The organism is Gluconobacter sp. P5B12, assembly GCF_018812035.1.
GTDB lineage: Bacteria > Pseudomonadota > Alphaproteobacteria > Acetobacterales > Acetobacteraceae > Gluconobacter.
Map to the genome: position 1 here is coordinate 24,938 of NZ_JACRVV010000001.1, position 20,822 is coordinate 45,759.

At 56.8% G+C, this 20,822-nt stretch carries 15 protein-coding genes; 11 read left to right on the plus strand and 4 right to left on the minus strand.

Annotation, left to right across the window (positions count from 1 at the left end):
• The 4 genes from KP702_RS00125 to KP702_RS00140 are packed head-to-tail and all read left to right on the plus strand — an operon-like array spanning position 1 to position 3,800.
• Positions 1 to 951, plus strand: coding sequence for an ABC transporter permease (locus KP702_RS00125; protein WP_215768331.1), 951 nt, complete (start codon positions 1 to 3; stop codon positions 949 to 951).
• Positions 948 to 1,931, plus strand: coding sequence for an ABC transporter permease (locus KP702_RS00130; RefSeq protein WP_202206206.1), 984 nt, complete (start codon positions 948 to 950; stop codon positions 1,929 to 1,931). The genes KP702_RS00125 and KP702_RS00130 overlap by 4 nt, the downstream gene beginning before the upstream one ends.
• A complete protein-coding gene (locus KP702_RS00135; RefSeq protein ID WP_202206207.1) occupies positions 1,921 to 2,874 on the plus strand; it encodes an ABC transporter ATP-binding protein in 954 nt (317 codons plus the stop codon). The genes KP702_RS00130 and KP702_RS00135 overlap by 11 nt, the downstream gene beginning before the upstream one ends.
• Entirely contained in the window at positions 2,871 to 3,800 is a 930-nt protein-coding gene (locus KP702_RS00140; RefSeq protein ID WP_215768332.1) for an ABC transporter ATP-binding protein, read from the plus strand. The genes KP702_RS00135 and KP702_RS00140 overlap by 4 nt, the downstream gene beginning before the upstream one ends.
• A gap of 9 nt (positions 3,801 to 3,809) precedes the next feature.
• Here the strand turns inward: KP702_RS00140 and KP702_RS00145 are convergent, their stop codons facing one another.
• Positions 3,810 to 4,424, minus strand: coding sequence for a LysE family translocator (locus KP702_RS00145; RefSeq protein WP_215768333.1), 615 nt, complete (start codon positions 4,422 to 4,424; stop codon positions 3,810 to 3,812).
• Positions 4,425 to 4,536: 112 nt separating this feature from the next.
• On the opposite strand from KP702_RS00145, the gene KP702_RS00150 reads away from it, so the two are divergent.
• From KP702_RS00150 to KP702_RS00170, 5 genes are all read left to right on the plus strand, one after another.
• A complete protein-coding gene (locus KP702_RS00150) occupies positions 4,537 to 5,973 on the plus strand; it encodes a PLP-dependent aminotransferase family protein (protein ID WP_252348480.1) in 1,437 nt (478 codons plus the stop codon).
• Positions 5,974 to 6,252: 279 nt separating this feature from the next.
• On the plus strand, positions 6,253 to 7,713 hold the full coding sequence (gene xdhA, locus KP702_RS00155; RefSeq protein WP_202206210.1) for a xanthine dehydrogenase small subunit: 1,461 nt from the start codon (positions 6,253 to 6,255) through the stop codon (positions 7,711 to 7,713).
• On the plus strand, positions 7,706 to 10,036 hold the full coding sequence (gene xdhB, locus KP702_RS00160; RefSeq protein ID WP_202206211.1) for a xanthine dehydrogenase molybdopterin binding subunit: 2,331 nt from the start codon (positions 7,706 to 7,708) through the stop codon (positions 10,034 to 10,036). The genes xdhA and xdhB overlap by 8 nt, the downstream gene beginning before the upstream one ends.
• 2 nt (positions 10,037 to 10,038) lie before the next feature.
• On the plus strand, positions 10,039 to 10,830 hold the full coding sequence (xdhC, locus tag KP702_RS00165; RefSeq protein WP_202206212.1) for a xanthine dehydrogenase accessory protein XdhC: 792 nt from the start codon (positions 10,039 to 10,041) through the stop codon (positions 10,828 to 10,830).
• 181 nt (positions 10,831 to 11,011) lie between these two features.
• The gene (locus KP702_RS00170) at positions 11,012 to 12,553 is read left to right on the plus strand and encodes a glucoamylase family protein (RefSeq protein ID WP_237389803.1); all 1,542 of its coding nucleotides are present in this window, start codon (positions 11,012 to 11,014) and stop codon (positions 12,551 to 12,553) included.
• 18 nt (positions 12,554 to 12,571) lie between these two features.
• On the opposite strand, the gene treZ is transcribed toward KP702_RS00170, so the two are convergent.
• From treZ to glgA, 3 genes are read right to left on the minus strand one after another with little or no spacing between them, the layout of a single operon-like run.
• Positions 12,572 to 14,329, minus strand: a complete 1,758-nt coding sequence (gene treZ, locus KP702_RS00175; RefSeq protein WP_215768335.1) for a malto-oligosyltrehalose trehalohydrolase — start codon at positions 14,327 to 14,329, stop codon at positions 12,572 to 12,574.
• Positions 14,330 to 14,346: 17 nt separating this feature from the next.
• Positions 14,347 to 16,545 carry a 1,4-alpha-glucan branching protein GlgB gene (glgB, locus tag KP702_RS00180; protein ID WP_215768336.1) on the minus strand — a complete coding sequence of 733 codons (2,199 nt, stop codon included), beginning with the start codon at positions 16,543 to 16,545 and terminating at the stop codon, positions 14,347 to 14,349.
• 14 nt (positions 16,546 to 16,559) lie between these two features.
• The gene (gene glgA, locus KP702_RS00185; protein ID WP_202206215.1) at positions 16,560 to 18,200 is read right to left on the minus strand and encodes a glycogen synthase GlgA; all 1,641 of its coding nucleotides are present in this window, start codon (positions 18,198 to 18,200) and stop codon (positions 16,560 to 16,562) included.
• A 204-nt stretch (positions 18,201 to 18,404) separates the two neighbouring features.
• Here glgA and glgX point away from each other — a divergent pair, with 204 nt between their 5' ends.
• Together glgX and KP702_RS00195 are read left to right on the plus strand one after the other, a co-directional pair.
• The gene (gene glgX, locus KP702_RS00190) at positions 18,405 to 20,543 is read left to right on the plus strand and encodes a glycogen debranching protein GlgX (protein ID WP_202206216.1); all 2,139 of its coding nucleotides are present in this window, start codon (positions 18,405 to 18,407) and stop codon (positions 20,541 to 20,543) included.
• Positions 20,544 to 20,626: 83 nt separating this feature from the next.
• On the plus strand, positions 20,627 to 20,815 hold the full coding sequence (locus tag KP702_RS00195) for a YqaE/Pmp3 family membrane protein (RefSeq protein WP_086634214.1): 189 nt from the start codon (positions 20,627 to 20,629) through the stop codon (positions 20,813 to 20,815).
• Positions 20,816 to 20,822 lie beyond the last annotated feature (7 nt).

Consider the following 20,822-nt stretch of genomic DNA (forward strand, 5'->3'; position numbering starts at 1 on the left):
ATGATCCGCGCGCTTTCCGTCAAGAAAGGCGTTGCTCTTGCAGTCGCGGCATTGGGGCTCGTCATTCTGGCGAGCTTATGCGCTCCGCTCTACGCCCAAATGGCGGGAGTGGACCCGTTTTCTTCCAACATTGCTGGAACCACCACACGTCACGGCCAGTCACTGGACCTGATGCAGCCCAACGATAATCCTCTGCATCTGGGTTTGACGCCTCTGGGGCCTGACTGGTCACCGGGCGCCTATATGCTGGGTTCTGATTCCCAGGGACGGGATGTCGCGTCTCGTCTGTTGTATGGCGGTCGAAGCTCCCTGTTGATCGCGGCATCGGCCGCATTGCTGTGTCTGTGCCTCTCGGGAAGTATCGGTATTTGTGCCGGATATTTCGGGGGCTGGGTGGATGTCGTCCTGTCCCGCTTGCTCGATATCCTGTGGGCTATCCCTGTTTACCTGTTCGCCATTTCACTGTCGGTTGTAACGGTAGGGCATGGCCTTCATCTGGGGTTTATAACGCTTGCTGCCGATAGCTTTCTGATTCCCATAGGCATTATTGCGCTGGTTTATGTGCCGTATGCCGCCCGCCCATTGCGAGCCCGTGTTCTGAGTCTGTCACGAGCAGAATTCGTCTTGGCTGCCCGGGGGATGGGAGCCTCAGATTTTCGTATTCTCCGACGTGAAATCCTGCCCAGTCTTGCGCCTTCGATGGTCGTTCTCGGGCCTCTCGTCATGGCTCTGTGCCTTCTGGCGGAATCGGCGTTGTCCTTTCTGTCTCTTGGTGTGCAGGCCCCCGCAGCGTCATGGGGAACGCTCATTCAGGATGGAGAAGGCCTTCTTTATACAAGGCCAATTGTCGCCATAGCGCCGGGCATAGCGATTGTCGTGACAGTGCTGGCCCTGAATGTTCTGGGGAATGCCCTTCGGGATCATCTGGACCCGAAGGGAGCCGGTCGATGATACGCAGTTTCCTGTCGCGCACCGGACAGATGGCGCTGGTGATTTTCGGCATTTCCGTTCTGGTATTCTGCATTTTCTTCGCCACTCCCGGAGCAGACCCGACTGCGCGTATCGCAGGAAGAGGCGCCAGCCCGCAGGTCATGGCGCGGATCCGCGCCGAATATGGGTTCGACCGCCCGTTGCCTGTTCAGTACGTGCGGATGATGGAGAAACTGTTCGTCAGCAGAGATCTCACGTCTTTCGTCAATCACGGTCAGAAAGTCGTGCCCGAAGTGGTGTCTGCGGCGCCGGTAACGCTGTCTCTCGTTGTGTGGGCTGCCTTCTTCTGGGTTGTGGGATCTCTGGGAATTGGCGTTGCGTCCGCGGTGCTAAGGGATAGCTGGGTGGACCGGGTCCTGATGGTGCTGGGTCTGATCGGGCTGTCCATGCCGGTTTTCTGGCTCGGGGAGGTGATCAATCTGTTCACCCAGAGTCGCTGGCACGATACGTGGCTGTTTCGATGGGTGCCTCCGCTGGGATATGTGCCGCTCTCTCAAAGTCCGATCGGCTGGGCGAAATCGCTGCTTCTTCCATCGCTGACGCTCTCGGTCTCCTTCATGGGACTATATGCCCGCATCCTGCGATCAGAGCTTCTGAGTGCAATGGGGGAAGACTCCATCCGCACGGCAAGAGCGAAAGGCGCAGGGCCAGCTCGTGTCTGGCTCTGGCATGGATTGCGACTGTCATGGTTGAGCTATGTCTCGCTCTTCGGTCTGGATTTTGCCCAGTTGCTAGGCGGCGGAGCGTTGCTGACAGAAGTCGTGTTTGCTTTGCCGGGCGTGGGACGTCTGACCTATCAGGCTCTGGCCACCCTGGATCTGCCTCTGATCATGGCGACGGTCATGTATGCAGCCGTATTCGTTGTCATTGCGAATGCTCTGGTGGATGGACTGTATGTGCTCCTCGATCCGCGTATCAGGGATGGTCAGCATGGACGCTGAACAGTTGCTCGATATTCAGGGCCTGAAGCTAAACCTGCCCGGTGGTACGCGGCTCCTTGAAGGTGTTTCATTACGTCTGAATGCTGGCGAGGCTTTGGGGGTCGTGGGGGAATCCGGGTCGGGCAAGAGCCTCACGGCCATGAGCGTCATGGGGCTTCTTCCCGGTTTGAAAGCATCAGGGAGCATCCTCTTTTCTGGACAGGAACTGGTCAACCTCCCGGACAAGGTGATGCGTAAGCTTCGGGGCGCGCGGATTGCGATGATCTTTCAGGACCCGATGACGGCTTTTTTGCCAGTAAGGTCTATAGGGGCGCAGATTGACGAGCAGATCCGTTTGCATCATCGCGTCAGCAAAAGCGAGGCCCGTGCACGGACGGTGCAGCTTCTGGAGCGGATGGGTGTGCCCGATCCGGCCATGGCCGCAAAGCGGTACCCTCATCAACTGTCAGGCGGTCTGCGCCAGCGCGCCATGATTGCGATGGCACTCTCCTGCACACCGGCCCTGTTGATTGCCGATGAGCCCACGACAGCGCTTGACGTCACCGTGCAGGCTCAGATTCTGACACTGCTGCGCGAAATTCGGGAGGAAGGCGCCGGGGTCATGCTGATTACGCACGATATGGGTGTTGTCGCGCAGGCCTGCACACATGTGGCAGTCATGTACTCCGGACTGGTGGTTGAAAATGGCCCGGTTCGGGATGTGCTGGATCGTCCCTTGCATCCCTACACGCAGGCGTTGCTCGCGGCCATTCCACCCCTGGACGGTCCTAGACCCGAACGGCTTCCAACCATTCCAGGTCAGCCGCCGACACCTGATGATCGTCCAACTGGGTGTGTGTTTGCTCCCAGATGCAGCTTCGTTCGGTCAGAATGTGCCGTGCGTCCGCCGCTGACTGAAATCGAGGAGGGACGACGCGTGGCGTGTGTCCTGTATGCGGCATGAGTGTTCTGCTGGAAGCGCGCAATCTGGAGAAATCTTATCGTCTTGGCCGGGGACGTGTGCTGCATGCTGTCTCGGGTGTTTCCCTGCAGGTGCGGAAAGGAGAAGCTCTGGCGCTCGTCGGGGAATCCGGATGCGGAAAGTCGACCCTGGGACGTACTCTGATTGGTCTGACACAGCCGACATCTGGCAAGGTTATGTTCGACGGGCAGGAAATTTCCGGACTGTCCGATCGCGCAATGCGCCCCTGGCGCGCGCGAATGCAGATGGTCTTTCAGGATTCTTCTGCTGCCTTCAATCCACGTCGAACGGTGGGGGAGTCTCTGGCCGAGCCCCTCCGCATTCATCGTCGGCACGGGGTTAGGGAGCGCGTTGCAGAACTGCTTGATCAGGTGGGTCTTTCCCAGTCAGTCGCCGGGCGTTTCCCGCATGAGTTCTCCGGGGGGCAGAGACAGAGGTTGAACATTGCCCGCGCTTTGGCGCTAGGGCCGGAGCTTCTTGTCGCAGACGAGCCCGTTTCCGCACTGGACGTTTCTGTTCAGGCTCAGATCGTCAATCTGTTTGGGGATCTGCGGGCTTCTCTCGGCGTGGCATGCATCTTTATTTCTCATGATCTGTCCGTTGTCCGGCAAATGGCAGATCGGATTGCTGTCATGTATCTGGGCAGCATTGTGGAAGAGGGACACGGTCTGGACGTGCTGGACCGGCCGGCACACCCCTATACCAAAGCATTGCTGGATGCGGTTCCGCGCCCGGATCGGGCCTTGCCGCCGCCTTTGCAAGGCGACGTGCCTAGCCCGGTCAATCCGCCATCAGGGTGTCGTTTCCATACCCGCTGCCCGATTGCCCAGCCGCGTTGTACAACAGAACGTCCTGTACTTCAGCCGTTCGGTGAGGGACGGCAGGTCGCCTGCCATTACCCGCTGTGAAGTTGAAACTCAGCGAGAGGCCGTTTCGAAAGCCAGTGGGTAAAGGGACGCAACCAGTAAAAGAGCCATCGCATAGTTGAAGCTCCGTAACAGAAACGGCCGATGGAGCCACCGTTTCATGCCTGCGCCAAAGCCAGCCCAGAGCGCGACGGAAGGGCAATTCACCAACCCACAGATGACGCCGGCAATGGCAAGGTTGAAGAAGAAACCTTCCTTCGGAACATAGGCCGCAACAATACCGACGGCCATGACCCAGGCTTTCGGGTTGACCCACTGGAAACCAGCAGCCTGCAGGAAGCTGATGGGCTTTCCTTTCCCATTGGCTTCGGGCGTTGCTGAGGATGTAGCAATTTTCCAAGCCAGCCAGAGCAGATATGCCGCGCTGGCATATTTCAGGCCAACGTAAAACCAGGGTGCATGCTCGAACAGGCTTCCCAAACCAAGGCCGAGAATGACCACCATCAGGACAAACCCCAGCGCAACCCCAAGCATGTGTGGGATCGTTCGGCGGAAACCGTGTGTCAGCCCGGAAGACGCCAGCATCATATTGTTGGGGCCGGGCGTAACGGATGCGACAAACGTGAAAAGAACGAGAGGCGCAAAAGCCTGCCAGTAAGTCGGCATGACGGAATTTCCTGTTGCAGACGGGATTATCCTGATCACTATGACAAGGATTACCGGAACAGTACCGGTACAGTTGAACAGGATTCTTTCAGACTGTTCCGGAGGTTTGACCATGACAGTAACGCCAGCTCAGCATGGAACATTTCCCCTCTGGAAGCCCGTCCGTGGTGGTGACACAACGCTCGTCGAGCAACTCGAAACTGAATTCGCCGAGCGTATAGAGGCACACAGGCTCAGGCCCGGCAGCCGCTTGCCGTCAGTTCGCAAAATGGCCGAAAGCGCAGGGCTCAGTCGCTATACGGTGATGGAAGCGTATGAGCGTCTTCTGGCGCGCGGGCTAGTTTTGTCACGGCCGGGCGCGGGATATTTCGTGCGCTCACCCGTCGAGCCGCCGGTCTTTGCGGAAGCCATAACGCAGGCGCCCCCGGAACAGTCAAAGCTCGATGTGACATGGCTTTTGCGCGAAATGTTCGGCACCGGGCAGTCTAATCGCCTGACTGCGGCATCTGGTGTTCTTCCACCGCACTGGCTGGATGCGGATCTGATCGCCAGCGCCATTCGGGCTGCCGCACGGGAAGATTCTGCTGGGTTGCTGCAGTACGGCCACCCTCAGGGGAGCCCGCAGTTACGCCGACATATTGCGGCCATGCTGGGTGGTCAGGGCATCGCTGCGCATCCGGATCATCATCTGCTGATGACGGCGGGTGTTACGCATGGAATTGATCTTGTGCTGAGATTAATGGTCCAGCGGGGAGATACCGTACTGGTCGAGGAACCGGGCTGGCCTTTGATTTTTGGTCGTTTGGCGGCTTACGAGGCAAGAATCATCAGTGTGCCGCGGGGACGGGAAGGGCCGGATCTGGAGGTTCTGGAGCGTCTGGCTGCGGAGCATAAACCGAAGCTTTTCCTGATTAACAGCGTCGTTCACAACCCCACGGGATACACTCTCGGAGCCGCAGCGGCGCATGATATCCTGCGTTTGGCCGAGAAATATGACTTCATGGTTCTGGAAGACGATACCTACGCGGATTTCCATGATGGAACTGCTATTCGTCTTGCATCCATGGACCGCCTGCAACGGGTTATTCTCGTCACAGGCTATGCCAAGACGATGGCGGCTGGTCTGAGAGTGGGTGTGCTGGCGGCCCGTCCGGATATTGTGGCGCGGCTGACGGACCTAAAACTTCTGGCTGGCTTATGTACGCCGCAGCTGGGAGAAAACGTCATGGCGCGTCTTCTGAAAGATGGACACTACGGTCGGCATCTTTCCCGGCTCCGGCAAAGGGTCAATCAGGCGCGCCAGAAATGTGCTGATGCGCTCATCGGATGTGGTCTCACGCTGCCATATCTTCCGCCTGCAGGTATTTTCGTCTGGGCGGATTGTGGACAGGATTCTGAGGCCGTTGCGCGGGCGGCATCTGCAAAAGGGATGCTTCTGGCGCCTGGAACATTATTTTCTCCAACGCAGGCACCGTCGAGCATGTTGAGGTTCACAGTCAGTGCTGTGGAGCAGCCCGAACTCTGGTCTGTTCTGAAAGGCCTCCTCTAAGGCTGCGCACTTAAAAGGCGTCGTTCAATCTGCTGCATAACGAAGCCAGAAGTGTGCTCGGTCGTATGCTCCAGCGGGCGTAATTTGTGCTCTCGAAAAAGCAACGCGTTATGCGTATCTTGGATATGGACGGCAACACCCTCTTCAGTGCAGGACTCTGCTAGTCTCCCATTTTCATATTCGGGGTTTCCCCATCTTTACCCAGGGTCGAACTTTGACAGTCCAGCCAGCCTTCTTCCGTTTTGCTTTGCGTGTGTTGCCTCATGGAGGGCAAGGATCATGAGACAGGCTGTACAATTCTATCTGGGCGATGAGCACTGCACTCTGAATGGCCTGAACCCGACCCTGACTCTTCTGGACTGGCTACGAGATCGTGGCAAAACCGGAACGAAAGAGGGCTGCAACGAAGGTGACTGTGGTGCGTGCACCGTGCTGGTCGTACGACTGGATCAGGATCGGCTCGTTTGGCGCGCTGTGAATGCATGTATTCAGTTTGTCAGCATGCTGGATGGTGCGCAGGTTTATACGATTGAAGACCTCGGTACGCCTGATGCACCGCATCCCGTGCAGGCTGCTATGGTGGAACAGCACGGTTCGCAGTGCGGTTTCTGTACGCCAGGTTTTGTCATGTCCATGGCCGCGTATCGCAAGACGCCTGGTGCAACTGTTGATGACGCCCAGATTGACGACGCTTTGGCTGGAAATCTTTGTCGCTGCACCGGGTACGCGCCGATCGTGCGCGCCATGAAACAGTCCATGTCGGCCGGCCCGGACCGTTTCGATGCGCAGATTGCGACGATTACGGAGCGGCTAACAGCGCTGAATGATGGTGAAACCGTTCAGGTGTCGGGCGCAGAAGGCACCCTAACAATTCCGGCGACTGTAGATGTTCTGGCCGACACATTGGTGCAGCATCCCGAGGCCACGATTGTCGCCGGGGCAACGGATGTGGGTCTGTGGGTGACCAAAGGCATGAAGCAACTGCGGCATGTCGTCTCGATCGGCCGTGTTCCTGAGTTGCGGAAGGTTGAGCTCACGGATGAAGGCCTGACGATCGGCGCTGCCGTGACTTATCAGGAAGCCAAGCCGTTTATCGCAGACCTCCTTCCCGATGCAGCAGAGATGATCCGTCGTCTGGGTTCAACGCAGGTGCGGAACAGCGCAACAGTCTGTGGAAATATCGCCAACGGTTCTCCAATTGGTGACGGGCCGCCGATGTTCATTGCTGCTGGTGCAACCCTGCATCTGCGACTGGGCAATGAACGTCGCTCCATGCCTCTGGAAGCCTATTTCATTGCTTATGGAAAGCAGGATCGGCGGCCCGGGGAGTTTGTGGAAGCCGTTACCCTTCCGGTTCCTGAAAAGGACGTTCAGTTCCGCGCTTACAAGATTTCCAAACGGTTCGATCAGGATATCTCAGCGGTTCTGGGGGCTTTTTTCATGCGTCGGAATGCAGACGGAATCATTACGTCTATCCGGCTGGCCTATGGTGGGATGGCAGCAACACCGAAGCGTGCAGCGAATGCTGAAGCCGCGCTGCTCGGCCGCCCGTGGGAAGAAGCAACGCTGGACGCCGCAAGAGCCGCGATTGCGCAGGACTTCACGCCTTTGACGGATATGCGCGCCACAGACTGGTATCGCCGGACAGTCGCCGCGAATCTGCTGACGCGCTTCTTTGAGGAAACAACGGGCGGTCCACAGGCGCGTCTGGCCCGTACGGGAGGGCTGGCCCATGTCTGAAGCTCGGAAGATGCCGATGGTTCAGGGTGCGGCCTCCACCAGCATGAAGCATGAAAGTGCGATCCTGCATGTGGCAGGGCGTGCGAACTACATCGACGATATGCCGGAGCCGAAAGGCATGCTGCATGTCGTCCCGGGGCTGAGCACCAAGGCTCATGCGCGGATCGTGTCCATGGATCTGAGCGCCGTGCGGTCTGCTCCGGGTGTGGTGCGGGTTCTGACGGCCGAGGATGTTCCGGGCGAGAACGAGATCAGCCCGGTGCATGCGCATGACGAGCCCCTGTTGGCCACGGATCATGTCTATTACTGGGGTCAGCCGATGTTTGCCGTAGTGGCGACGTCCCGGCAGGCTGCCCGTCAGGCCGTCCGGCTTGCAAAGATCGAGTATGAAGAGAAGCCTGCTATCCTGAACGTCGCTCAGGCGCGGGAAGCTGGCGGCGATCTGGTCTGGCGTCCGCTGGTCATGAAGCGTGGTGATGTGGATGCCGGACTGGCTGCCGCACCGCGTCGTCTGTCTGGCAGTATCACGATGGGCGGCCAGGAGCATTTCTACCTTGAAGGGCAGGCCGCTCTGGCTCAGCCAGGTGAGGCTGGGGAAATGCGCGTCTGGTCTTCCACGCAGCATCCGTCTGAAACGCAGCATCTGGTGGCGTGTGTTCTGGGGCGGCCCCATCATCTGGTCACGACTGAAGTGCGCCGGATGGGCGGTGGCTTTGGTGGCAAGGAAACGCAGGCCAATGCTGCGGCCTGTCTGGCGGCTATTGCGGCTGATCTGACCGGCCAGGCTGCCAAGATGCGTCTGGACCGTGACGACGACATGATGATGACCGGCAAGCGGCATGATTTTGTCGTGGATTATGATGTCGGCTTTACGGATGACGGGGACATTCTGGCAGTCGATATGGTTCTGGCCGCTCGCTGTGGCTGGTCCGCCGATCTGTCCGGCCCTGTTGTGGATCGTGCGCTGTTTCATGCGGACAACGCGTATTTCTATCCGGATGTGCGGTTCCGTTCCGAGCCACTCCGAACCAATACGCAGTCCAACACGGCCTATCGAGGCTTTGGTGGTCCGCAGGGTATTGTCGCGGCGGAGCGTGTTATCGAGGAAGTCGCATTTGCGACAGGGCTTGATCCTGTGACTGTGCGGCTGCGCAATTTTTATGGAACGACAGACCGGAACATCACGCCGTATCACATGACGGTGGAAGACTCGATCAGCCGGGAAATCGTCACGGAACTGGTACGGCGCTGCGATTATGCAAAGCGCAAGGAAGAGATCCGCGCTTTCAATAAAACCAGTCGATACATCAAGCGCGGGATTGCCCTGACGCCGGTGAAATTCGGCATTTCTTTCACGGCGACACATTACAATCAGGCTGGTGCGCTGGTTCATGTCTACACGGATGGTTCCGTGCAGGTGAACCATGGCGGGACCGAAATGGGGCAGGGTCTGCACACGAAAATGGTGCAGATTGCCATGCGTGAGTTTGGCCTGACGTCCGATCGCGTTCGCATCACAGCCACTACAACGGGCAAGGTTCCCAACACGTCTGCAACGGCTGCGTCTTCCGGGGCGGATTTGAACGGCATGGCTGTTCTGGACGCCATTACCAAGATCAAGCGCCGCATGATCGCGTTTGCTGCCGAAAAGTGGAATGTCGCGGAAGAAGACGTGCAGTTCCTGCCAGATGGCGTGCATGTCGGGTCAGACGTCATGACTTTCCAGCAACTGGCCTGGCAGGTCTATTTCGCCCGTATCTCCCTGTCTTCCAATGGGTTCTACAAGACACCCAAGATCTCCTGGGACCCTGCAACAGGGCGGGGTCGTCCGTTTTTTTACTTTGCCTATGGTGCGGCGTGTGCGGAAGTCTCCATTGATCTGCTGACAGGTGAGAACACCATGGACCGCGTGGATATTCTTCATGACGCCGGGCAGTCCCTGAATCCAGAAATTGATGTCGGGCAGATCGAAGGTGGCTTCGTGCAGGGTGCGGGCTGGCTGACGATGGAAGAGCTGGTCTGGGATCCTGCTGGTCGTCTGCGGACACATGCACCCAGCACCTACAAGATCCCGGCCTGTTCCGATCGGCCACGGATTTTCAATGTGGAACTGCTGGAAAATGCTCCGAACCAGGAGGAGACGATTTTCCGCTCCAAGGCCGTTGGGGAGCCTCCCTTTGTGCATGGTGTGGCCGTCCTTCAGGCCATTTCAGACGCTCTCGCCAGCCTGAATGACTACAAGACCTGTCCGCAGCTTGATGCGCCCGCGACGCCGGAACGGGTTCTGCGGACTGCCATGAGCCTGCGTGGCGAGATCGACTGACCATGTTGGAAGCCATCCGCCGCTGGCGTGATGCGGGGGAGGCGGTGGCCAGAATTACGGTTCTGGTCGCCAAAGGGTCCACCCCGCGTGAGGCCGGGGCCTATATGCTCCTCACACAACACGAGCAGGTTGGCACGATCGGTGGCGGGCGTCTGGAGTGGGACTGCATGGCGGATGCCCGGGCCCTCCTGACTGATGGTGCAGACCATCTGGAACGTCATATCCCGCTGGGGCCTGCCATCAACCAGTGCTGTGGCGGCGCTGTGACGGTGAGCATCGAGCGCATACGAAACCTGGATGACATTGAGCGTCAGGCCTGGAAAGAGCGGGAGACGCTGCCTCAGTTGATTCTGTTCGGGGCTGGGCACGTAGGGAGAGCGCTGGCGAAATCACTGGCGCTTCTGCCCCTCAGGCTTGTCTGGGTTGATGCGCGGCAAGATGAGTTCGGGCCTGTTCCGCCAACAGTCGAAGCACAGGTCACATCAGACTGGGAAAGCACATTGAATGCAGCGCCTGCTGGTTCGGGCGTTCTGGTGCTGACACAAAGTCACACTCTGGATGCCCTCATTACGGGGGCAGCGTTGGCGCGAAATGATCTGCGATACGTGGGGATGATCGGCTCTCGCACGAAACGCAAACGCTTTGAGAGTGCGTTCCGGGCAATCGACATCCCACAGCAGCAGATTGATAAACTGGTGTGCCCGATTGGAGATTTTGGCGTGCGGGACAAGCGTCCTGAGATGATTGCAGCCTTCGTAACGGCAGAAATTGCTGCTCGTCTTCTGGAGGTCTGACGACATCGGGGATGTGAGAATCGTCTATGTAACGAAAGCTTACAAAACCGTTCCGGAAGTTCGATTTTCAGAGTGGATAATTTTCGATATTTCTGGCAGTTTTCCAAGCCTCGCAGACATCACGCCGTTGTGATGTAACACCACGTTCAAGTGATGCATCTTCTGCGCTTATGGTGAGCCTATGAGCACTGACTTTCGGATGCAGCCTGCGCCAGGCAGCAGGTTTCTCTCGACAGCACGACGTGCAGGACAAAAGTTCTGTGCTTCATCCTCCCGTTTTCTCCGGACTGGAGTAGCGGCAGGGGTTGTGCACCTTGCCCTCTTTTCAGGATCTGCCATCGCAGCAGGTGCGGCGATACCGCAGGCCGACAAACCACCATCCCTCACGGCGGCCGATCAGACTTTTGTGGAAGATCTGGAACATCGGACGTTCCGCTGGTTCTGGGATACGGCCAACCCCAAGAATGGGCTGATCCCTGATCGCTCTCCGCTGCCGAATGGGGCTGCGAGCATTGCGGGTGTGGGCTTCGGTTTGACGGCTTATGGGATTGGAGCGGAGCGCGGATACATAACCCGCCAGCAGGCTGCCGACCGCACGCTGACGACCCTGAGATTTCTGATTGGTCTGCCGCAGAACGACAAGGTTTCAGGTGCGGCAGGGTACAAAGGCTTTTTCTACCATTTTCTGGACCCCAATACCGGCCTGCGCGTCGCGGACTGGTCTGAACTTTCCAGTGTAGATACAACGCTTCTCATGGGCGGCGTTCTATTTTCCCAGTCGTATTATGACCGGGATACTGCGCAGGAAAAAGAAATCCGCGACATTGCCGATCGCCTGTATCGCCGTATCGACTGGACGTGGATGAAAGCGCATGGCCCTTGGCTGAGTATGGGGTGGTCGCCGCCCAATACGTTCATCACGACGGACTGGAAGGGCTATAACGAAGGGCTGATCATTTATCTTCTGGCCATTGCATCACCGACGCATCCTCTTCCGGCCGACACATGGAAGACCTGGACGGCTACTTACGATGGGCAGTGGGGAGATTTCCAAGGCCATAAGCTGCTGAATTTCGCGCCACTCTTCGGCCACCAGTACAGCGAATCCTGGATTGATTTCCGTGGCATTCAGGACGATTTCAATCGCAAGCATGATGATGACTATTTCCAAAACGGGCGTGAAGCCGTGTACGCGCAGCGTGCTTACGCACAGGCTAATCCCGGAGACTGGAAGGACTACGGTGCCAATATCTGGGGTCTGACCGCCTGCGATGGCCCCGGGGACATTCAGCAGGATTATGACGGCAAGCATCGCCATTACCTCGCCTACAGCGCGCGCGGGGCGGGCCGGGATTACATTCTGGACGATGGCACCATTGCACCAACAGCCGCGGGCGGATCGATTGCCTTCGCGCCTGAAATTGCTCTTCCCGCACTGGAAGAGATGCGCAAGCGCTACGGAAGCCGGATTTACAATCAGTATGGCTTCCTGGACTCTTTCAACCCGTCGTTCAAAGACAAGAATGATTACTGGGTCGACGGGCAGCAGCTTGGCATTGATCAGGGACCTATTCTGCTGATGCTGGAAAACTGGCGCAGTGGCTTTGTGTGGAACACGATGAAAAAGAATCCTTATCTGCGTGATGGCTTAAAGCGCGCGGGATTCCAAGGCGGCTGGCTGAACGAAAAAACAGCGTCCAGCCAGGGCGACCGTCCGCTGTAGTTTTGTAAGTCGCCCCGCTTAAAAGGCGCGGCCAAGTGCCGCAACGAGCGTTCCGGGCGGAAGTGTCTGGGATACTCGTTTAGGGCTGGTTTCGTAAAAGATGTGTTCTGGCTCGGGAACTGACACCGTGTCTGGCCCCAGATTAACGGCGAGGGTCAACAGGCTGCCGTCTCCAAGAGTCCAGGAGGCAATGACAGCTTTTTCTCCCAGAATATCAGCTCCCGCGCTGTAAGCTCCTTTCAGGTGCGGCGTAATTTTGGAATGGCGTAAGGCCAAAATTTCTTTTGTTCTGGCAAGCCATGCCTGACCTTCCGGTGTGTCCCGTTCGGCTCGGTCCGGGCGAGAAATTCGAAATGTTTTCGGGTCAGTGGGGCTAGGAAGTGTCGCAAGAATTTCCGGGTCCGTCAGGTTGCAGTATTCGGCAAACTGTTCTTCGCGCCCACGGCGGACTTTCTCGCCAATGGCACCGTGAAAATCCGAAAAGAAATAGAATGGCGTTTTTGAGCCCCACTCTTCCCCAAGGAACAGCATTGGCGTCATGGGGCAAAGAAGAAGCAGCGCATAGGCGGCTTTGAAGGCGTTCGAATCAGAAAGGGTGATCAATCTTTCCCCCAGAGGGCGATTACCGATCTGATCATGGTTTTGTAAAAACGTTACGAATTTTGTTGGAGGCAAATCGCTGCTCGGACTGCCACGCGTTTTCTGGCGCGGTGGAAAAAATTCGCCCTGCCACGCAAGCCCCTCTGTCAGGACACGTTTGAGCAAGCCGGTTGTTTCGTGATGAAACGGCAGGAAAAACCCCTTGTCCTCTCCGCTGAGCATGACGGTCAGGGTGTGGTGCCAGTCTTCGCTCCATTGTCCAGAATAACCATCGCGGAGAAGGCCTGCGTCATTATTCTCGTTTTCAAGAATTAAATGAACGTGGCGGCCCTTTTCGACGGTTTTGTGAATGCGGCTCTGAAGTTTATAAAACCATTGACGATCCGTAATGGCCCACGCCGCATCAATGCGGAGGCCGTCGAAGCGATATTCCATCAGCCAGTAAAGCGCATTGTCGATAAAGAAATCCGCTACGATCGGGTTATGGAAGTCGATACCATCACCCCAGGGCGTGTCGTAGCGCGGGTCGAAAAAGCCCTTGGCATATTCCAGCAGGTAATTCCCATCTGGCCCGAAGTGATTGTAGACAACATCTAAAAAGACCATCAGCCCCAGTGAATGAGCATGGTCGACCAGGTCCTTCAGGGCTTCTGGCCGTCCATAAGCTGGCGTTGGGGCATAAACCAGAACGCCATCATATCCCCAGTTCCAGTGACCACTGAAACTGTTGACCGGCATGAACTGAACCGTTGTGATGCCCAGATCCGCCAGTTCCTGAAGACGGGCTTTCATGCCCTCATAATTGCCTTCAAGACCCAGATGCGTCTCGTAAATGATTGTTTCTTCCCATGGGCGCCCCTTCCAGTCTGGTGTTTTCCAATCATAAAAATCGGGGTCAAGAATTTCGCTTCGCCCATGGACGCCATCAGGCTGAAAGCGGCTGGCCGGGTCAGGAACCGTGACATTGTCGCGGACGCGGTAGAGGTATCGTGACCCGGCACCACAAGGTGCTTCAGCGACGAATGTTCCATCTGCGTGCCGCCTCATGGCGATGGGCGGAAGGTCCTCCACCTCCACGAAAACTCTCTCACAGGAGGGAGCCCAGAGCGTGAACCGTGTCCGATCGGGAGCGATGAGTTCTGCACCCAGGCGGTTTTTAAACCTGAAGGAAGACATGCGCTGCGTCCTTTGTCTCAGGGAGCTGGAGAAAGATAAAGCACGGCAAGGGGGGGGAGGATCAGTTCGACAGAGTGTGGCATGCCGTGGGCGGGAATATCCTCGGCATACACCTGCCCATGATTGCCGAGATTGCTTCCACCCAGATGGGCTGCGTCTGTGTTGAGGAGTTCTCGCCATTCACCGCGCCATGGAACGCCAATGCGGTAGTTCATGCGCGGAACAGGCGTCATGTTGCCCACAACAAGAACAGGGCGTGCATCTGGAGACTGTCTGAGCCAGGCAAAAACGGTGTTGGCGATATCGTCGGCAACGAGCCACTGAAATCCTTCATGCTCATCATCGGAAGCGTGAAGAGCAGGGTGAGAGCGATACAGCGTGTTGATGGAACGAACCGTGTCATGCATGCCGCGGCCATACCCGTCCCACAGCCGATACCACGCCAACTCACCTTCATGATTCCATTCGTGCGGTTGAGCCAGCTCTCCGCCCATGAAGAGAAGTTTTCGGCCCGGATAGGCCCACATCAGGGCATAGAGTACGCGCAGATTGGCATGTTTCTGCCACTCATCTCCCGGCATTTTGGTCAGGAGAGACCCTTTGCCGTGAACAACCTCATCATGGGAAAGTGGCAGGATAAAACGTTCCGAATAAGCATAGATCATGCCGAAAGTGATGTCGTTTGCGTGGTAACTGCGCCAGAGTGGATCAAGCTCCATGTACCGCAGCGTGTCATGCATCCAGCCCATATTCCATTTGTAGGTAAAGCCCAGACCGCCTGTTCCGGCGGGCGCTGTCACGCCTGGCCAGGACGTCGACTCTTCTGCGATCAGCATTGTGTCGGGGTGGAGGTCTTCCAGAGTTTCTGACAGATGGCGCAGGAAATTGACCGCTTCCAGATTTTCGCGCCCTCCATGAATGTTGGGGCGCCATTCCCCTTCCTTGCGGCTGTAATCCCGGTACAGCATGGACGCGACAGCATCGACGCGCAGACCGTCGACGTGGAACTGTTCCAGCCAGTGCAGGGCGCTCCCCGCCAGAAAACCGCAGACTTCATTGCGTCCGTAATTATAAATCAGCGTGTGCCAGTCCTGATGATAGCCTTCCTGCGGGTCTGCATGTTCATACAGGTGTGTGCCATCGAACTGGCTCAGCCCATGCTGGTCAGCAGGGAAATGGGCAGGGACCCAGTCGATAATGACGCCGAGGCCAGCCTGGTGGCAACGATTAACGAAGTTGGCAAATTGAGCACGTGAACCATGGCGCACTGTAGGCGCATACAGGCTGAGCGGCTGATAACCCCATGAGCCGGAATAGGGATATTCTGCGATCGGGAGGAGCTCCAAATGAGTGAATCCCAGATCCTGAAGATACGGAATGAGCGCATCTCCAAGCTCCTCCCATGTCATGATGTCATTGCCATGCTGGGGATGCCGCCATGAGGGGGCGTGAACTTCGTAAATTGAAATGGGAGCCTGACTCGCGTGTCTGGCTGCTCGCGTTCTCATCCAGTCTGCATCGTGCCAGACAAAGTCATCTGGCGCTGCAATAACAGAGGCATTGGCAGGCGGAAGTTCCGTTGCTTTTGCATAGGGGTCAGCCTTGGCGGGGAGAACGTGTCCATCCTGAGAGACTATTTCGTATTTGTAACGCTCTCCAGCGTGTACGCCGGGAATGAACAACTCCCACACGCCAGAGCCATGACGCAGGCGCATGCAGTGCCGGCGGCCATCCCAGATATTGAAGTCGCCAACGACGGAGACACGTTTGGCATTTGGTGCCCACACTGCGAAGCGGACGCCATTTACACCCTCAACGGCCATGGGAATGGCGCCCATCATCCGGTCGATCTGCTGATGTTTCCCTTCCGAAAAAAGGTACAGATCCATGTCGCCCAGAAGTAATCCGAAGCTGTATGGATCATGGGTGTCCTGCCAGGCGTCGGCCCAGCGGATACGCAGGCGATAGCGGGCGGAGCGGGGGAGCGTGGCGGAATACAGGCCGCGATCATCGATCCGTCGCATGGTTTTTTCCAAAACCTGCCCTGATGCCTGTTCCACCATAAGATGGACTTCCACAGCATCGGGGTAAAAGACTCTCACAATATCCTGCCGATGATCCCGGTGGCGGCCGAGCAGAGCAAACGGGTCACTGCACTGCCCGGCCATAAGTGCGTCTGTCATGGATTGAAGAACGGGATCGACCGGACGAGCCATTATGCGGAAAACCTTCAGGATCGGGTGCCCGTACGGGGCGTGAATGGAACAAGTGCGGACGTGGCTGTGTCGCCCGCGGTGCGCGGCATCCGGGCAACCTGCCGTGACAGCCGTGGACGTGCCGATGCCGGATCGGCCCGGCGTGGGGCGATATCACTGCCCGGCTCTGTCATAACTGTTTCATGGCCGGTCATATCCTGCAGCAGGCGGGCGTATTGCGCGGCTTTGCCATTCCAGGACACATCGTGCAGGGCCCCATTCCGCTGCATCCGTGCCCAGACGGCTTTTTGACGAAACAATGCCTGCGCGCGGCGGATTGCCAGATACAGCATGTCTTCCGTTGTGGGAGAAAACAGGATTCCGTTTGCAACGCCCTCTGACACAGCGGCCGAATTGGCATCAATAATGGTGTCGCTCAGCCCTCCCACACGGGCTGCAATTGGGATTGATCCGTATCGCAGCGCATGAAACTGCGTCAGGCCGCAGGGTTCAAAACGGGAAGGGATCAGGGATGCATCGACCGCAGAGTGCAGTCTGTGGCCAAGTGTCTCGCTGTACCGCAGATGGCAGACGAAATTTTGCGGATACCGGCTTCGTAGGGTCGCAAACTCCTGCATGATGCCTTCATCACCCACACCGACAACAGCGAGCTGGATATCCTCCTGAAAGAGGCGAGGGGCCAGCTTTGCGAGAAGGTCAGCCCCTTTTTGTGTTGTCAGACGACTGACCATCCCGAGAAGCAGAGCATCCGATTTCTGGGGAAGGCCAAACTCAGCCTGAAACACACGCTTGTTCGCACGGCGCGCGATGATGTCTCCGACCGCATAAGGAAAAAAGACGGAGGGATCGGTCATGGGGTTCCATTCCCGAAGGTCCACGCCATTCAGAATACCGGTCAAGGCGTTGGAACGTGCCCGCAGGACGGTATCCAGCCCCATTCCTTCCTCAGGGGTCTGAATTTCTTCTGCATAGGTTGGTGACACACTGATCAGCCGATCTGAAAGCTGGAGCGCAGCCTTCATGAAGCTGATCTGGCCGTAATATTCGAGTTGGTCGAAGGTAAAAGACCAGTCTGGCAAACCGAATGTATGCAGCATTTCGCGGGGAAAGAGCCCTTGAAACGCGAGATTATGCACGACATGGGCGACCGGCGGTGTCGGGCCCTCCATATAGCGCAGATAGGCGGCAACCAGCCCGGCGTGCCAGTCATGGCTCAGAACTGCGTCGGGCTTCCAGCTCGGGAGTGTTCCGGAGGCAATCAGGGCAGCCGCTCGGCAGAGGACTGCGTAACGGATGCCGTTGTCGCTCCAGGGCTGCCCGTCTGGAGCAAGATATGGATTGCCGGGACGGTTATAGAGTTCTGGGACGTCTACGACATAGAGCGTGTTTCCATCGGTCCGGCCTTCCCAGATCGTGACGGTATATCCAAGAACATTATCAATCCGGATCGTTTCTTTGCGATTGCAGAGTGCGTGCAGAACGGCTGGGTAGCCGGGAACGAGGGTACGCGTGCAGATTCTATGAGGTTCAAGTGCGGCCGGCAGTGAGCCAACAACATCTCCCAGCCCTCCGGTCTTGATCAGCGGATAGATCTCCGCAGCCACAGACAGGAGTTGCAGTTCTCTCAGGGCTGATACGGGCGTATTCGTTGTCATCACACACACCCTTCTCGCTATCATGCGGAGTTGGATATTTTTTGGCTTTGTCGAGGGCACAACGTCTGATGAATGGTGTTGGAAACGCCTTCACAAATAATTTACAGCCATGTCAGGCCCCGCTCCAGCGTTACCGCCTTGAAAGCCGCACGGCTCTGCCACGGGGCAGGAAAGCTGGCTTGCGTTTTTGCTGGAACAATCAAGATGAGCAGTTCGCGCCAGAAGGGATTACAGGAAGGAAACCCCAATAATCTCGGAGCTACGTATGACGATTCCGGGGTCAATTTCGCCGTTTTTTCTGCCCACGCCAAAGCTGTTGAAGTCTGCCTTTTTGATGAAGACGGAACACGTGAAACAGACCGGATCCGTCTGCCCGAATATACCGATCATGTTTTTCATGGATGGATCCCGGATCTGAAGCCGGGGCAGTTATATGGTTACCGTGTTCATGGGCCTTATGAGCCGGATGAAGGACATCGGTTCAATCCCAACAAATTGCTGATGGATCCGTACGCTAGGGCATTTCATGGCGATCTGACATGGGATCCTTCCCTGTTTGGATATGAGCTGGACCATCCTGACAAGGACCTGAGTTACAGTACGGCAGACAGTGCATCATTCGTACCAAAAGCGATCATCATAGATCCGACACCTCAGCATTTTGACCATCCTGACACACCCTGGACGGATACGGTCATCTACGAAATGCATGTGAAAGGATATACGCGGCTGAATGGTGCAGTGCCTGAGAAACTGCGTGGAACCTATGCCGGACTGTCAGACCCGAAACTTTTGAAAAGTATTCGGGATATGGGTGTGACGGCGGTGGAATTCCTGCCTGTTCAGAGCTTTGTCAGTAGCAAATTTCTGGCAGATAAAGGCCTCAGGAATTACTGGGGCTATAATACGATCGGCTTTTTTGCCCCCGAAAGCCATTACGCTGCAGAGCCTGATAATGCGGCTCAGGAATTCCGGGCTTTGGTGCGTGCCTGTCATGAGGCGGGCCTCGAAGTTATTCTCGACGTTGTTTATAATCATACAGCGGAGGGCAATGAACTTGGCCCGACGCTGTCATTCCGCGGGCTGGATAATGTTTCATATTACCGGCTCATGCCAGACAGTAAAAGACATTACATAAACGAAACGGGAACCGGAAACACATTCAGCCTGACGCATCTGAACTGCATCCGCTTTGTTGCGGACAGTTTGAGATATTGGGTCAAGGAAATGGGCGTTGATGGATTTCGGTTTGACCTCGGAACAATTCTTGCCCGTGAAGAAGATGGTTTCCATAATGATGCAACGTTTCTGCGTGTCTGCCGGCAGGACCCGGTGCTGTCGCATGTGAAACTGATTGCCGAGCCTTGGGACGTTGGTCCGGGTGGTTATCAGGTTGGGAATTTTCCGCCGGGCTGGGCAGAGTGGAACGACACGTTTCGGGACACTGTTCGTGATTTCTGGCGCGGCGAGGCCAAGTCGGGCGCGCTGGCGCCCAGGCTTCTGGCCAGCCCGGACCGTTTCAACCACAGCGGACGGCAGACATGGGCCAGCGTGAATTTTGTCACGGCTCATGATGGTTTCACGCTCATGGACTGCGTTTCTTACAACGAGCGCCATAACGATGCGAACGGGGAAGAGGGCAAGGATGGCTCCCCCGATAACCGATCCTTCAATTATGGTGTGGAAGGACCGACAGAAGACCCGGATATTAACGCCATCCGCTGGCGCCAATGCAGGAACATGCTGTCCACGCTGCTGCTGTCACAGGGAACGCCCATGCTTCTGGCCGGTGACGAATTTGGCCGTACGCAGCAGGGGAACAACAATGCCTATTGTCAGGACAGTGAGATTTCGTGGCTGAATTGGGAGATCGGTAAAGAAGGTGCCCAACTTCAGAGTTTCGTTCACCGCTTAACGGGGTTGAGGCGCCGGTATCCCATTCTTCGGCGCGGGCGCTTTCTGACGGAGGCTTACAATAAAGAGCTGGATGTTCAGGAACTCACCTGGCTGACAGCTAATGGCAATCAGATGATGCCGGAAGACTGGGGGCACGATCAGTGTTTTGGTCTGATGATCGACGGTCGCAGCCAGCGGAGTGGCATCATGCGACGCGGGTCAGATGCGACTGTTCTGCTTGTATTTAATGGATGGAAAGACGCCGTTCCATTCATACTGCCAGAGACAGGAGAAGGCCGGTGGAAGCTTCTGCTGGACACAAACCAGCCAGACGCTGGTGGCGAGATTGAGAAAGAAGTCTTTGACCAGAAGCATGAATACACCGTCACCGGTCGGTCTCTGCTGCTGCTGGAACTGATTTGTCGTGAAACTGGTGAGTGTGCCTGACGGCGGACATGGCGGATGAAACATTGCATCCATGTCAGACCTGACGAAGAATGACAGACCCTGTTTTAGGAAAGGACTATCTTATGCGTCTCATTCTTGCCCTGCTTCTGCCGTGGCTTCAGTTCTTCACCATTGGTCGCCCGTTCGCAGGCATTATCTGCCTGTTCCTTCAGGTCACTGTTATTGGCTGGATTCCGGCTGCAATCTGGTCCGTGTATGCGTTGAGCCAGTATCGCACAGATCAGAAGCTGGCCGCTGCACGTCGCGGCTGAGCCTGTA